The sequence below is a fragment of the Kitasatospora sp. NPDC088346 genome, from assembly GCF_044740765.1.
Lineage (GTDB): Bacteria > Actinomycetota > Actinomycetes > Streptomycetales > Streptomycetaceae > Kitasatospora.
The window spans coordinates 61264-74750 of the sequence record NZ_JBIURH010000029.1 but is presented as its reverse complement, the minus strand read 5'-3'; the positions used below and the strand labels follow the sequence as shown (position 1 = coordinate 74750).

12 protein-coding genes and 5 pseudogenes are annotated in these 13487 nt (G+C 72.5%); 9 read left to right on the top strand and 8 right to left on the bottom strand.

The features are described from left to right. Window positions 1-567 precede the first annotated feature (567 nt). The 5 genes and pseudogenes from ACIOFR_RS29100 to ACIOFR_RS29080 all read left to right on the top strand — a co-directional run. A pseudogene (locus ACIOFR_RS29100) lies at window positions 568-1056 on the top strand (RNA polymerase sigma factor); the annotation flags it as partial. Between the two features lie 12 nt (window positions 1057-1068). Further along, window positions 1069-1884, top strand: a complete 816-nt coding sequence (locus ACIOFR_RS29095; protein WP_401002202.1) for a zf-HC2 domain-containing protein — start codon at window positions 1069-1071, stop codon at window positions 1882-1884. A 32-nt stretch (window positions 1885-1916) separates the two neighbouring features. After that, window positions 1917-2724 (top strand): annotated as a pseudogene (locus ACIOFR_RS29090) (ATP-binding cassette domain-containing protein). Next, a complete protein-coding gene (locus ACIOFR_RS29085; RefSeq protein ID WP_401002181.1) occupies window positions 2721-4112 on the top strand; it encodes a hypothetical protein in 1392 nt (463 codons plus the stop codon). Before ACIOFR_RS29090 ends, ACIOFR_RS29085 begins: the two are co-directional and overlap by 4 nt. Next, the gene (locus tag ACIOFR_RS29080) at window positions 4109-4684 is read left to right on the top strand and encodes a hypothetical protein (protein ID WP_401002180.1); all 576 of its coding nucleotides are present in this window, start codon (window positions 4109-4111) and stop codon (window positions 4682-4684) included. The genes ACIOFR_RS29085 and ACIOFR_RS29080 overlap by 4 nt, the downstream gene beginning before the upstream one ends. A 190-nt stretch (window positions 4685-4874) precedes the next feature. Here ACIOFR_RS29080 and ACIOFR_RS29075 read toward each other — a convergent pair. The 3 genes and pseudogenes from ACIOFR_RS29075 to ACIOFR_RS29065 all read right to left on the bottom strand — a co-directional run. Beyond that, window positions 4875-5003: pseudogene (locus ACIOFR_RS29075) on the bottom strand (transposase); the annotation flags it as partial. Window positions 5004-5712: 709 nt separating this feature from the next. Continuing rightward, window positions 5713-6195 carry an FG-GAP repeat domain-containing protein gene (locus tag ACIOFR_RS29070; RefSeq protein WP_401002179.1) on the bottom strand — a complete coding sequence of 161 codons (483 nt, stop codon included), beginning with the start codon at window positions 6193-6195 and terminating at the stop codon, window positions 5713-5715. Window positions 6196-6360: 165 nt separating this feature from the next. Further along, window positions 6361-6711 carry a DoxX family protein gene (locus tag ACIOFR_RS29065; protein WP_401002178.1) on the bottom strand — a complete coding sequence of 117 codons (351 nt, stop codon included), beginning with the start codon at window positions 6709-6711 and terminating at the stop codon, window positions 6361-6363. 121 nt (window positions 6712-6832) lie between these two features. Here ACIOFR_RS29065 and ACIOFR_RS29060 point away from each other — a divergent pair, with 121 nt between their 5' ends. Beyond that, entirely contained in the window at window positions 6833-7189 is a 357-nt protein-coding gene (locus tag ACIOFR_RS29060) for a winged helix-turn-helix transcriptional regulator (protein ID WP_401002201.1), read from the top strand. Between the two features lie 369 nt (window positions 7190-7558). On the opposite strand, the gene ACIOFR_RS29055 is transcribed toward ACIOFR_RS29060, so the two are convergent. The 3 genes and pseudogenes from ACIOFR_RS29055 to ACIOFR_RS29045 all read right to left on the bottom strand — a co-directional run bounded on the left by ACIOFR_RS29055 (window position 7559) and on the right by ACIOFR_RS29045 (window position 9499). Beyond that, complete coding sequence (locus ACIOFR_RS29055; protein WP_401002177.1) at window positions 7559-8698, bottom strand: methyltransferase domain-containing protein; 1140 nt, start codon at window positions 8696-8698, stop codon at window positions 7559-7561. Continuing rightward, on the bottom strand, window positions 8695-8838 hold the full coding sequence (locus ACIOFR_RS29050) for a hypothetical protein (protein ID WP_401002176.1): 144 nt from the start codon (window positions 8836-8838) through the stop codon (window positions 8695-8697). Before ACIOFR_RS29050 ends, ACIOFR_RS29055 begins: the two co-directional genes overlap by 4 nt. Before the next feature lie 565 nt (window positions 8839-9403). Beyond that, window positions 9404-9499: pseudogene (locus ACIOFR_RS29045) on the bottom strand. Window positions 9500-9857: 358 nt separating this feature from the next. On the opposite strand from ACIOFR_RS29045, the gene ACIOFR_RS29040 reads away from it, so the two are divergent. Continuing rightward, the gene (locus ACIOFR_RS29040) at window positions 9858-10559 is read left to right on the top strand and encodes a hypothetical protein (RefSeq protein WP_401002175.1); all 702 of its coding nucleotides are present in this window, start codon (window positions 9858-9860) and stop codon (window positions 10557-10559) included. Between the two features lie 220 nt (window positions 10560-10779). Continuing rightward, a complete protein-coding gene (locus ACIOFR_RS29035; protein ID WP_401002174.1) occupies window positions 10780-10983 on the top strand; it encodes a cold-shock protein in 204 nt (67 codons plus the stop codon). Window positions 10984-11287: 304 nt separating this feature from the next. Here the strand turns inward: ACIOFR_RS29035 and ACIOFR_RS29030 are convergent, their stop codons facing one another. Next, window positions 11288-11899 (bottom strand): CGNR zinc finger domain-containing protein, encoded by a 612-nt coding sequence (locus ACIOFR_RS29030; RefSeq protein ID WP_401002173.1) that lies wholly within the window; start codon window positions 11897-11899, stop codon window positions 11288-11290. A 104-nt stretch (window positions 11900-12003) separates the two neighbouring features. On the opposite strand from ACIOFR_RS29030, the gene ACIOFR_RS29025 reads away from it, so the two are divergent. After that, a complete protein-coding gene (locus ACIOFR_RS29025) occupies window positions 12004-12852 on the top strand; it encodes an SDR family NAD(P)-dependent oxidoreductase (protein ID WP_401002172.1) in 849 nt (282 codons plus the stop codon). Window positions 12853-13214: 362 nt separating this feature from the next. Here ACIOFR_RS29025 and ACIOFR_RS29020 read toward each other — a convergent pair. After that, window positions 13215-13472: pseudogene (locus tag ACIOFR_RS29020) on the bottom strand (glycoside hydrolase family 15 protein); the annotation flags it as partial. Window positions 13473-13487 lie beyond the last annotated feature (15 nt).

The window sequence follows — 13487 nt, the reverse complement described above, 5'->3', positions numbered from 1 at the left end:
TTTTGATCCGCCGTCAGAGGGTCCGCGTTCATCAGCCGTCGCCGAGAGCGGGAAGCGGGGTTCCTCGGGCACCCGGGCGTGAACCGCCTCGCCGCGGATGCCGAGGGCGTCCACCGTGGTCCACGCCGGGTGCGGTGACGAACCTGTCGGGCAACACGGGCCGGACCTGGAAGCACCCCTGCCGCACACTCCGGTCGAACCGCCCGGCCGGAACTGCTGCTCCCTGGCCGACCCGCCATCACCACCTGCTCCCCCGGGCCCGCAAGGACGTGAGCGTAACGTCGTCCGCGTGCGGACCGGGGCTCCGGCATCCGGTGCGGCTGCGAGCCGGCGGGTACACCGACCACGGCGTCGCCGGGGAGGCCGGATGCGGCGGATCGGCCCCGCGCAGCAGAGCCGGGCCGTGGCCGGCGGCCAGGTTTCGCGGGGCCGCGGCCCTCCACACCCGACACTGTGACGGAGGTCGCGGGCGACGGAGAACCTGCGCGGCGCCGAGGCCGTCTGGCTGGTGTGAGATCACGCAGGAGAGCACTGGACGAGCTGGACGAGGAACGTCTCCTCCGGCTGATGGCCAGGGGGGACCGCAGGGCGTTCGACGAGTTGTACACGCGCACGTCGCCGTGGCTGGCGGTGCGGTTGCGCCGACGCTGTGCGGACGAGCAGATCGTCGCCGAGGTCATGCAGGAGACCTTTCTGGCGGTGTGGCGCGCCGCCGGCGCGTTCGCGGGGAACGCGGCCGGGGGGACGGCCGTCGGATGGCCGTGGACCATCGCGGCGCGCCGCCTGGTGGACGCCTTCCGGCGCCGTGCCCACCATGCCGACCCGCCGGCCGCAGCCGCCGAGCGGGCCGTGGCGCCCGCAGCGGAGGACGAGGTACTGGCCGCAACCGTCGGCGGGGACATCGGCGACGCGCTGCGGCAGCTGGCACCGGAACTGCGACAGGTACTACAGGCGCTGGTGCTCGACGGACTGACGGTGCGGGAGACCGCCGTGCTGCTGCGACTGCCCGAAGGCACGGTCAAGACCCGCGCCCGGCGGGCCCGGATCGCGATGCGGGAGGGCACTGGCATGAGCGGGGAACACGCGTCGATGCGCTTGCTCGACGACTACGCACGCGGTGACACGCCGATGGCCGCCGACACGCTGTGGGCCCTGGAGTCCCATCTGGAGACATGCGCCCCCTGCCGCAGCCGCCTGGCGGCCTCCGTGGCCACCGAGGCACCCGACATCGCCTCGCTCGTCGCCACCGTGCGCGCCGGGTTGGAACCGCAGCTGGACGCGGCCGTCCCGGCGCCCTCGTGGCGCTGCCGCCCGGGGCGGGTACCGGCCTGGCTGGCCCCGGTCATGGCGCCGTGGCTGGTCATGACCCTCAGCATCACCCTGCTGGCGCTGCTGCTGGCCGTGGCCGCGCCACCGATGCGCCTGGGAGGTGCCCAGCCCGTCGTCCTGATCGCACCGGTGCTGCCACTGTGCGCGGTCGCCGCGTCGTGGTCGCGTGCCCTGGACCCGGCGCACGAACAGACGGCCTCCACCGCCCGGGCCGGCCTGCCCCTGCTCCTTCGACGCGCCACCACCGCCCTGGCCGTGGTGGTGCCGGTGCTCCTGGCGGGGGGATGGCTGACCGGAGCCATGACGGCCGCGCAGTGGCTGCTGCCCTCCTTGGCCTTCACCTCCACCGCCCTGGCCCTGGGCAGCGTCATCGGGGTGACCCGCGCCGCCGTCACGCTGGTGGCCGCCTGGGTCGTCGTCATCGCGGCACCCGCCTGGCTCACCGGCCGTCTCCCCTTTGCCCTGCACCCGGACCAGCTGCCGGCCTGGGGACTGCTCCTCACGCTCGGCACCGGCGCCGTGATCGCCCGCCGAAACACCTACCCCACCCTGTGAAACCATCGCCGACCCTCGAAAGGGACCACCGCATGACACCCACAACGAGCGCGGCCGACACCGCGCCGAAGACCTACGCCTGGGAAATCCGGGCCAGAGGCCTGAAGGTACGGGCAGGCCGCAAGAAAATCGCCGTCGACGGACTCGACCTCGCACTCGGCACCGGCGCCCGGGCTCCTGGGACCCAACGGAGCCGGAAAGACCACCCTGATCCGCTCGCTGGCCACCGTGCTGCGCCCCGCCGAGGGGGAACTGGAACTGTGCGGCACCCCCATGAGCGCCTCCGGCGACCTGCGGGCCCTGCGCCGGCGCATCGGCTACCTGCCGCAGGAATTCGGCTACTACAAGCGCTTCACGGTCCGTGAGTTCGTCGAGTACATGGCCTGGCTGAAGGAGGTCCCCAAGGCCGACATCCCCGCGGCCGTGCAACGGGCCGTGGAACGGGTGGGCCTGGCCGACCGCGCCGACCACCGGATGAAGACCCTGTCCGGCGGCATGGTGCGCCGCGCCGGCATCGCCCAGGCGATCGTCAACGACCCCGAACTGCTGCTGCTGGACGAGCCGACGGCCGGCCTCGACCCGGCGCAGCGGCTGCGCTTCCGCGAACTGCTGCAGGAACTGGGCCGCGACACCTGCGTGGTGGTCTCCACCCACCTGGTCGAGGACGTCGCGGCCGCCTGCTCCGACGTGGTGCTCTTCGCCGAGGGCCGCCTCGTCTTCCAGGGCACGCCGCAGGACCTGGCCGCCGCGGGCCGCCCCGAACACCCGGGCGACAGCCCCCTGGAGCGCGGATACTCGGCGCTCCTCCAGGGCTCCGGCCGCCAAGGGGGTGTCTGGTGAACGGACGTGTCCTCGGCGCCGAGCTCAAGCGGTCGGCCGCCCCGTGGCCCGGCCTCGTCGTTCTCACAGGCAGCCTGGCGATCTTCTTCCTCATCGACGGAATCTGGTGGAGGGGCACCGCCAGGTGGACGGCCCACTGGACCCCCATGGCCCTGTGGACCCGGTCCTGGCTGCTCTACTGGTGGCCCCTGACGGCGGGCCTCGGGGCGGTGTACGGGCTGCGCGAGTCCCGCTCGCGGATGACCGAACTGGTGGCGACCACACCGCGCCCGGCCTGGCGCCGCGCAACGCTGCCGGCCGGCGCCATGGCGATCCCGCTGGCGTCGGGTTTCGGCCTCCTCACCGTCGTGGGCGCGGTCCGTGTGGCTCTCGGCCCCACCACCTACCTACCACTGAGCTGGCTGCCGATCTCGCTGGTCGCGCTGCTGGCCCTGGTCGCCGCCGCCGTGTTCGGCATGGGCATCGCGCGGGCCGTACCATCGGTGCTCACCCCGCCGGCCCTGGTGCTGACCCTCCTGATGACGTGCATGCTCCTGCAGCAGAACGCGGAGGACAAACTGCCGTCCGTACCCAGCCGGCTCGCCCTGCTGTCCCCGGCGACCGCGCAACCGCGGCAGATGCTGCTGACCCTGTCCCCTTCGGTGAACCTGGGCCAGGCCCTGTGGCTGCTCGGTCTGCTCACCACCGGATTCGCGCTGCTGTCGGCCGCGCGCAACCGGGCGCGGCTGCTCGCAGCCATCCCCGCCCTGGCCGGAGCGGTCCTGGCCCTGCTGATCTTTCCCGCCGACGCACGCGGCACCTACGTCGTCGACAAGGCCGCCGCGGCCATGGTCTGCGACGGCCCGGTGTGCGTGACCCGGGCGAACCGCTCGCACCTGCCCGAACTCGCGGCGCGCGGCAGGGAGGCACTGAGCCGGATACGCGACACCCTCGGCGAGCAGGCTCCGACGCAGATCCGGGAGAACACCGAGTTGCGCGCACTCGGCGACCAGCGCGAACTCACCGGTGACACCGTGCTGGTCGACTTCGACGACCCGCTGATCGCCGAGGCGTCGGGCGACGGACTGACCCGCGTCCTCGTCGCCCAGGGCCTGGTGCCGAACTGCGCGGCGCGCACCCCCTGGGAGAGCGGTGGGCTGGCCGACGTCCCGGCCCAGAGCATCGCCGCGAGCTGGGCCCTCGGCGATCACCGGCTCGAACCGCTGCAAAAGCCCGACGCGTACTCGCAGCACGCCTGGGAGAACGCCGAAGCATCCTGGAAGAAGCTGACGGTCCTGCCACCGGCCGAGCAGCGCTCGCGGATCGCCCTGGCGCATGCCGCCGCGCTCTCCTGCCAGGACGAGCGCGCGGCACTGACAGCGGCACTGACAGGGGAGACGTTGCCATGAGATGGCTGATGCTGTACGCGCGTTCACGGCAGGGGCCGACCTCCGCAGCCGCGGTCGCACTCGTCGCACTGGCGCTGCGGGCCTTCACCTACGGCAGCGGCAGGGGCCCGGCGGACCTGGGAATCGCGCTCCTGGCCCTCGCCACGAACGTGGCAACCGCTTCCATCGGACTCGGCGGACAGGACGACATGCTGGACAGAACCGCAGCGATCCGGTGGATACCCCGCCGAGCGACACACGTGCTGGTGATCGGGACGGCCGCGGGTGCGGCGCTGCTGGCGGTCCAGGCGGTGGGGCCCGACCTCGCCCCGGCCTCGCTCGTCGTCCGGGACAGCGCCGGCCTGGCCGGCCTCGCCGCGCTCGGGGCGGTGCTGTGCGGAGCACCGTTCGCATGGACCCTGCCGACCGGCTGGCTCGCGTACTCCCTCCTCGCCCCGGCTCCCGGCGGCACCGCGGGACGGGTGGCCGGCTGGCTGGTCGCTCCCCCGGGCACGGCCGCGTCGACCGCCACCGCGTGGGCCCTGTTGGCGACCGGCACCGCGCTGTACGCCCTCGCCGGACCGAGACGGTAACGCCCCCCCAACGCCGAGCACCCGGTCGGCGAACCACACCCACACCCCCGCGGGCGGGCGGCCAGAGCATGGCCACCCACCCGCGCTCTGCAGAGACTGAAAATCCGCGGGGCTGCCCACCATCCGGTGCAACTGCCGAGCCAGCAAGGCCGGTCACCCACCGCACCTGGCCGAACAGACGGAGCACCCGCCTGCGGAACCGCGTGTACAGGCTGCGCCAGGAGCCGTACCGCTCCGGTACGCCCCGCCACGCGGAGCCGGTCCGCAGCTTCCACACGATCCCGTTCAGCACCACCGGGTCATCCACCCGGGGCCGCCCGGGCCGGTATCGGGAGCAGTCAGATGCCGTTCTGACGTGTCGGTCGCGGGCTCCTGACGGGTCCAGGAGCCGGCCCCCGAGCGGCATGCACAGTCTGCCGGCCCTCTACCGCTGTCGACGAGTGCCTCAGGGGAGGAATCCGCCGGAGTGTCGAGGAACGCTGCGAGCTGCCTGGTTGGGCCATGTGCGGCAGACGACGGTCAGGGCGTCTGTCTGCCCGCGGCCCAGCCAAGCGGCCCGATCGTCGGGCCGGTGGCCAACACGCCGCACCGTTCATCCGGGCGGCGGACCGGCCAGGGGGTCGCTCGGATACGGTCGACGATCCGTCATGATGACGGCAGGCTGCGGGATCGCGCCATGTTGCCCACGCCCACGGTTGCCGAGAGACGAACACGCTCGTGCCTGGCTTCCAGGGGTTGAGACGGGAGGACGCGCAGTTCCGGCGGACCTTCACGTAACAGCGGCGCTCCTGTCACCGGAGCCCCAAGCGCCGCTTGACGCCGACAGTCCGGGTGCCCCGGAATCCGGCGTCAACCCGCCGAATACGGGTGGAACGCCGAGTGCGGGTCCGACGCGGCCCTCGTCATGGGCCGATGCGCTCTCCGGTCGGGGCGGCGGATCGGGCCGAGGGGCGCGTCGGTGTCCGCGGACGCCCGGGTGGGTGACCGTGTACCGCTTCACGGTCGCCGCCGGGGTCCGGAGGACAGGATCAGAGCATGTTCGTGTAGATGTTCCATCCGGCGCCGAACTTCACCCGGGCGGCGAAGGTCGCGGTGCCGGCGTTGCCCGTCGAGGAGTACAGGTACAGGTCGCCGTTCTTCGCGCGGGCGAGCACATCGCCCTTGCTGTCCCCGTCGATGTCACCCGGCGCGACCAGCATGTCGTAGACGTCCCAGCCGGTGGCGATCTGTTCCTTGGCGGCGAACGGCGCGGTGGACGTCCCCGTGCCCTTGAAGAGGAACAGTCGGCCCGAGGTGTCCCGGGCGAGCAGGTCGGGCCGTCCGTCGCCGGAGTAGTCGCCCGCGCCGACGAGCGCGTTGTAGGCGTTCCAGCCGCTGCCGACCTTGATGGGGGTGCCGAGTTTGGTGTCCACCGCCCCGTCGCCGGGGTGCAGCCACAGGACTCCCGCCGAGTCGCGGCTGAGCAGGTCGCCCTTGCCGTCGCCGGTGAGGTCGCCGGGGCCGACCGTCATGGTGTAATTGTCCGGATGGCATCGACGGGCTCTCGGCGGGCCCGGCCGGCTGAGGGGCCGTCCGGGAATCAGCGTGTGCATGAGTACACGTCGTGGGCTGCGGTACCGCACGGGGCCTTCCAGCCGGAGGACCCGGCCGTCGTGATCATGGATGGAGACGGTTGCCTATCCGGCGGTGACGGCGAGAAGCGCGAGCGTCGCTGCTGAAAGCGCCAGGAACGCGATGGCTCCTTGCATCTCTCGGTCGCCGACGCGGACGTGGGCGACGACTGCGCCGATGAAGTAGAGGACGAGCCCGGTGGCAGCGGCGATGGCGAACGGGGTGAACCAGAGGCCGGCGAGCAGTCCGGCGGTCGCCGCGATCTGCAGGGTTCCCAGGGCCTTCAGCTGTCCGGTCGAGAGGTGGACCGTGTCGGCCAAGGCGAGAATCCGTGCGGTCGGACGATGCTTCAGCAGGCCGGACATGAGCATGAGCAGGGCCAGGACAATGGACAGGACGATGGCGGTGAGGTGCACGAGGTTCCTTCGCGATCGGGAGGGGGCACAGGCCGGTGCGTGTGACGTGCCAACGCTAGAAAATCGATAGGTACCGTTTGGTAACCTTCGCCGGGTGAGTGCATCGCAGGGAACGATCTTCATGGCCGACTGCCCGGCCCGAACCGCGATCGAGGTCATTGCCAACAAGTGGACCGTCGTGACGTTGTACGCGCTTGCCGACGGGCCCAAGCGGCACGGCGAGCTTGTCGACCTCTCTGGCGGCATCTCGCGCAAGGTTCTCACCGAGACCTTGCGACGCCTGCAGCGTCACGGGCTTGTCGACCGACAGAGGTACGCCGAGGCGCCGCCCCGGGTCGAGTACAGCCTTACTGCTCTGGGACGCACGCTTCAGGAGCCGATCACCATGCTGACTGCGTGGGCGCAGGAGCATGGCGCGGCGTTGGCCGATTTCCAGGAGGCCGCACCCGACCAGAAGGACTCAATCAGCGCGCCATGAGCCGCGGTTACCTCCCCGCGCCTCCTGAACCAGGGACGTTCGCTGAACGCAGAGCACCAACATGCGGTTCGGGCGCCCCGACACCCGTCTCTGAGTTGCGGACAGGCCCAACGTCGGGCGCAGACTGAAGTTCCGCCCTGAGCTGGGGCACCTGGACACTGGGACATGTGAGCCCGGAGGGGCTGCGGGGCTGGGTCGATCAGAACCGCGCGGACCGTAGCGAGGGCCGGCCCGGGGATCTGACGAGCGCAGGTCGGCGGCCGGCGGGCGCCTGCGGCCGGACCGCGGCGCGGGGCCCGGGCGCGTGTCCTGGGCCTCGGGGTGTCCACCGGACCGGCGTCGCGCGGCGGGCGGCGGAGCCGGGGCCGGTCAGATCGGCCGGGCGGGGTCGTCCAGCCAGGCGTGCCAGCCGTGCGGGGTGACGGTCACCCCGAGTCGCTCGACGCCGGGTTCGCCCGCCTCGTGCCACCAGGCGATGGCCTGCTCGAACTCCTCCCACAGGCGGCGGGCGCCGTACTGGCGGACCGGGTGGCTGCTCTCGCCGTCGCGGAACGTCACGGCGGCCCAGGCCGGGACGGTGAGCGAGTAGAGCCACAGCGTGCGGGCGCCGTCCTCGTGGGGCTGTACGGCGTGGGTGACGTCCGGCAGGCGCAGCCCGGCGGCGAAGGGGAACGGGTCGAACTGTCCGTGCGGGGGCAGGGTGGCGGTGGTGGTGCTCCGGGCGAGGGTGCCGCCGTCGGCGGGGTGCTCCGGTGGGCGAAGTCGCTGGGAGCGCATCTTCATGAACTCCACCGGCCGCAGGAACGGACCGCTCGCGGTGCCGTCGCGGTGGACGGTGAGGCGTACCAGGGCGTCGGCGTTGGAGTAGTGGGTGCCGAACGGGGTGAGGACGAGGCCGCCGGGCCGGGTCTGCCCGATCCAGGCGTGCGGGATGTCCCGCAGGCCGTAGGTGGCGATGATCCGGTCATAGGGGGCTCCGGGCGGGTGGCCGGGCGCGCCGTCCGCGCACACGGCGCGGGGCCGGTGGCCGGCGCGTTCGAGGGCGGCGCGGGCCTGGGCGGCGACCTGGGGGTCGATCTCGATCGTGGTCACGTTCGCGTCGCCGAGCCGGTGGGCGAGCAGGGCGGCGTTCCAGCCGGTGCCGGTGCCCTGCTCCAGCACCCGCATGCCCGGCTCGGCGTGGAGGTCGTCCAGCATCGAGGCGACCAGGGAGGGTTGCGAGGCCGAGCTGGTCGGCACCCGGCCGGGCCCGGTGCCGTGGTGGGCGCCGTCGTCCCACTGGGTGACGATCGGGATGTCCGCGGCCGCGGCTTCGAGCCAGGCCCGCTCGTCGGTGGTGCGGTCGACGGGGCGGCTGGTGCCGGCGGCCATGTCGTGCGCCCACACCAGATCGGGGAGGAACAGCGAGCGCGGGAGCGCGTCGAACGCCGGCGCCCAGTCGTCGGTGACGGAGAAGGACCGCCCCGGGGCGGGGCGGTCCCGCTCCTGCTGCTCGGGGGCGAGCGTCACTTGCGGTGCGTCCCGTCGCCGGGCGGCGGGGAGCCGTCCGGGGACGGCGGGTCGGACGGTGGCGTCCACGGCGTCCCGGGGTGCCCGTCCCCGCCACCGCCTCCGCCGTCGCCGCCCGCCACGTTCACGATCCGCTCCATCCCCAAGGCTCCCCTCGTCCCACGGCCATGACCGCCCGCACCGGACCCCAGGCGCTGGGACCGGGCCTCGCCCGAGCCCCGCTCCCAGCGGAACAGACACCCACCACCGTAAGCAGTAACCGGCTCATTACTCAACGCACTTGCCGATACTGACCCTCCATCACCCCGTCTCGGTCGAGGCAGTTGAGTCCGACTCCCTGTGGGATGGCGCGTCCGGCCGCCCCGGCCGGCCCGGCACCGTGGCGCTGAGCCAGGTCAGCTCGGTGAGGATGTGCTCCGAAGCCGGTTGAGCGTCGGGCGAGCAGCAGGACAGCCGGTCCCAGGATCATGGGGATGAGGGCCGGCCTTCCGACAAGGGGACCGAGGAACGGCGCAGCGACGATCAGTCCTCCGCCGGTCTTGAGCCCGCGGTTGCTGAACAGCAGGGCCTCCACGGCTCGGCTGCGAAGCACCCGGTGCCACGGCGGGGTGCGGTCGGGGGAGGTGGTGGGTGAATCGGATGCTGGCATGGCCGGATTGTCGGCAGGGCGAAGATCGTCTCTGGCTGCCGGGGCCCGTTGGAAGGCGGAGAGGGCAGGATTCGAACCTGCGCGGGCCCCAACGGGGCCCTGCTCGGCCATCGCTGGCCAGGCACCCGATGAACCGCTCCGGGCACCTCTCCCGGTCAGGGAACCCACCGGCTCCCTGACGTGCCCTCAGAATGGCCCGATGGCCTGACCGGGGACTGACCTGCTGCTGACCCGGTACCGGCAGAAGGGGATGGCTGCGGGAAGCATCCGCCGGGCGCACCGTGGGTCGAGCACCGTGTCGGGTGCGCGGGGCGCAGCAGGCGGGGTGGTGGCCGCCGTGCCCGGGGCCGGCAGGCGGGTGGCGGCTGCGAGCCCGGTCACGTGCCGGGCCGAACGGGCACGGGTCGTGTCGGCCCGGGTGTTCGCGGGCAGGGCCGGGAACATGCGGGGCCGCGTGCGGTGGCACGGACTAGGCTGGCCGGCGGGGAAGCTCGAGGGGAGGAACCGGTCGTGGGCGGGGACGGGACACACGGTGGCGACGGGGGCGACGGCGAGCGCTTCTTCATGGCGTTGCCCGCTCCGCAGACGGCCGACAGCGGCCTCTTCGGCCGGTGCCTGGCGGATGTGGTCCGAGTGCTCGGCCTCGATGCGGTGCGCGAGCCGGACACCGGCGAGGGTATGTGGGGCCACCGCGTCCGGGCAGCACTGCGCCAGGCCTGCAAGCACGAGGAGGCCTTCCCGCAGGAGGCGTTCGAGGTGCTGCTCCGCGCGGCCGTGCACGATGAGAACCCGAGCTTCAACCGGTGGTTCGTCGAGGCCGCCCTCAACGCCTTCGGACGCGGGAGGGTCCGCTCCCGGCTGACCGCCTACCTACGGACGGGCACCGACGCGCAGCGGGCCGGTGCCGCGCGGGCCTGGTACTGGACGGCCCTGCCGCTCCGCCACGCCCAGCCGGCGGCCGGCACGACCGCGGACCGCACAGAGCCCGACGACGGCTCGGTGGGCGTGCGCGAGTGGCACCGGGCGGCGCTGCGGGAGTTCGTGGACAACGAGGACCTGGACGTCCGCCGCTGCATCCTCCCCGGCCTGCCCCTGCACCCCTCGGCCTACCCGCCGCAGCTGCACCACCTGGTCGAGGAGGCGGTCGCGATCGCCCGCTCCCACCCGGACCCGTACCTGCGGCACCGGGTCGAACACCAGGTCCTCGGCTGACACCCACCCACTGCACCGGCCGCACCCGTCCGGTGGCCGACGGCCCGGCCGCCCGGCCCCGATACGGACGGCCCTCGCAGGTGCGGACCCCGCCCGCGGAGCAGGCGCAGCGCGGGCGGGCTGGAACGCGGGTTCGAGGCGGGCCCGGGCGGGCAGTGGTCAAGGGCCGGGACCGAGGTGGTGGCCGGCGTGTGCACTCGTGGAATCGAGGGACCGGCTGATGGCGCAGGGCACTGTGAAGTGGTTCAACGGCGAGAAGGGCTTCGGGTTCATCTCGCCCGACGGGGGCGGGCCGGACGTGTTCGTCCACTTCTCCGCGATCGTGGGCAGCGGCTTCCGGAACCTGGAGGAGAACCAGCGGGTCGAGTTCGACATCGCCCAGGGCCAGCGCGGACCGCAGGCGGCCGACGTCCGCGCCCTGTAGCAGCAGCCGGCGCCCAGGCACCTCGGCCCGCGCACCGCAACACCCGCGGCACGATCACCCTCGGGCCGGGTGCGCGGCACGAGTGCTCCACCGGGCCTGCCCGCCGTCGCTCGCCCCGGGCGGTCCACGCCGGGGCAGCACTGCTCCCGCCGCAGGCCGAGGTGGCGAACGCCAACGCCAACGCCGCTCTCGTGGCGCAGCTCCGCAACGAGGGGTAGGCCGGCCGGCGCCAGGCCCCGTGGGCTCGTCGACGCCGCCCTCGGTCCTGCCACCGTGGAAAGCTCCACGGTGGCAGCGCACCCCCTCATGCCTGGTCCGGCGCCTGGCTCTCTTGGCGCTGCCGCTGGCGGTAGTTGCGCATGGACACCTGAGAGCCGCAGCCGGGACTGCAGTACAGCCCTCCCCCATTGCGGGTGCGGTCGAGGAAACCGAAATGGCATGGGGGGTTCCGGCACGCCTTGATGCGCCCCCAGTCGCTGCTCTGGGCGAAGGTCGTCACCGCAGCCAGTACGGTTCCGAACACACGCTCCACCCCCGCCTGTGGTGACGCCAGCTCGACACCACCGGCCGTGACCACCGTCGCCAGCGGGTAGAGCGAGCCCGCGCGCCGCAGGTGCCGCTCGGCACGCCGCAGCGGCTCACCCAGGCTCTCCTCGTCGCCCGAGTGCGCGAGCAGCACGGTCACCAGGGCGTCGCGCAGCTCGCGCGCGGCCGCGGCATCAGCATCGGTCGCCACGGTTTCGCCGCCGAACTCGTCCCACTCCGTCAGCCACGCCGCGAACGAGTCCCCATCTCCGAACATCTCCCGCCGGCCGGCCCCGTCCGCGCGCGTGTTCACGAACGCGAGCACGGTCTCCACCACCGGTGTGACGGTGCGCGGGCTGAGTTTGGGAGATCCGGCTGCCGCACTGGTCATACCGTCACCCTACATCAGCAGGAAGAGGCACTAATCCGTCTAACGGGCAACCTTGAACGCCATCTCGCTTGACTCGTTGCGACCTAACTCACTACGGTCGCAACATGAACGAAGCATCCAACCAGCAGACCCACCCCCGCACATGGCTGATCACCGGCGCGACGTCCGGCATCGGCCGCGAACTGACACTCCAGGCGCTCGAGAGCGGCGACGCCGTCTCGGCGCTCGCCCGCGACACCGCCTCCCTGGACGAACTGACCGAAGTGCACGGCGAGCGCCTGCTCCCCATCCAGGCGGACGTGCGCGACGAGCAGGCCGTCCGGGAAGCGGTGGAGCGCACACTCGCACGGTTCGGCCGTATCGACGTGGTGGCCAACAACGCCGGCTACGGACTGTTCGGAGCCGTCGAGGAGGCCTCCGACGCGCAGATTCGCGCCGTGTTCGACACCAACGTCTTCGGAGTGCTCAACGTGCTCCGCGCGACATTGCCGGTGCTCCGCGCCCAGCGGTCCGGGCACATCCTCCAGGGCTCGTCCGTCTACGGGCAGTCCGCCCATCCCGGCGTGGGGCTGCTGGCCGCGACCAAGTACGCGGTCGAGGGGCTGTCGGACGCGCTGGTGGCCGAGGTCGCACCGCTCGGCATCAAGGTCACGATCATCCAGCCCGGGCTGACCGCGACCCCCTTCCTGGCCAACCTCGATGTCGCGGCCGGCCTGGCCGACTACGACCAGACCGTCCGCGAGGTCCAGAAAGGCATCGGAGAGTTGCCGGCATCCGCGTTCTCCTCTACGGCGCGGATCGCCGCAGGCATCCGGACCGCGGTCGACAGCCACAATCCTCCGCTGCGCCTGGCCCTCGGCACTTCCGGCGCCACGGACATACGCGCCGCGCTGGAGGCACGCATCGCAGACCTGGACGGCTGGAAGCGCGTGACCGACGCTGTCGACAGGTAATCGCAAGTCCCGTCGGGGGCCGCGGTGCCGGTGGCCGAGGCGCCCTCGGCGGCGTGATCCGAGCATGTCCGGCAAGCCGGGAAGTGATCTTGCTTCGGGCAGGTCGAGTGCACCCTCCGTCCCTGCCGCCGGCGGCTCGGACAGTCCGGAGGCCTGCCGCACGCCGCCGCCGCCGCATCGACGAACACCACCGAGGCGGTGACTCTCACGGCCTCCAGGCACACATCGATCCCGGAAAACAGCACATCTTCGATCGAGCAGACCCCCGCGATCGAGAGCTGCCCCGAGCGAACGTCCTGCAATCGCGCCCTGACCTGCGGATTCACGAGATCCGGTCAGAGCCGATCTCAACGATCCTCATCAAGGGAGGAGAGGGTGATCGCGGCGTCGCGCAGCCAGGCGTAGCGGTAGTCCCAGTTGCGCTCGCCGCCGGCCTCCTCAGGCAGGGAGGTGGTGGTGGGGCGGCGACGATGCCGCCGACGGGGCGCAAGTGAGGCTCTTGAGTGACGATGAGGGAACGATCCGCTCGCCCTCGCCGACGGTGAAGTCGGCATAGGTGGTCAGGTAGGCGTAGGTCTCGGCCTCGCCGTCGAGCCAGCCGAGTCGGGGACGGCCACAGCCCTCCAGTTCGCGGA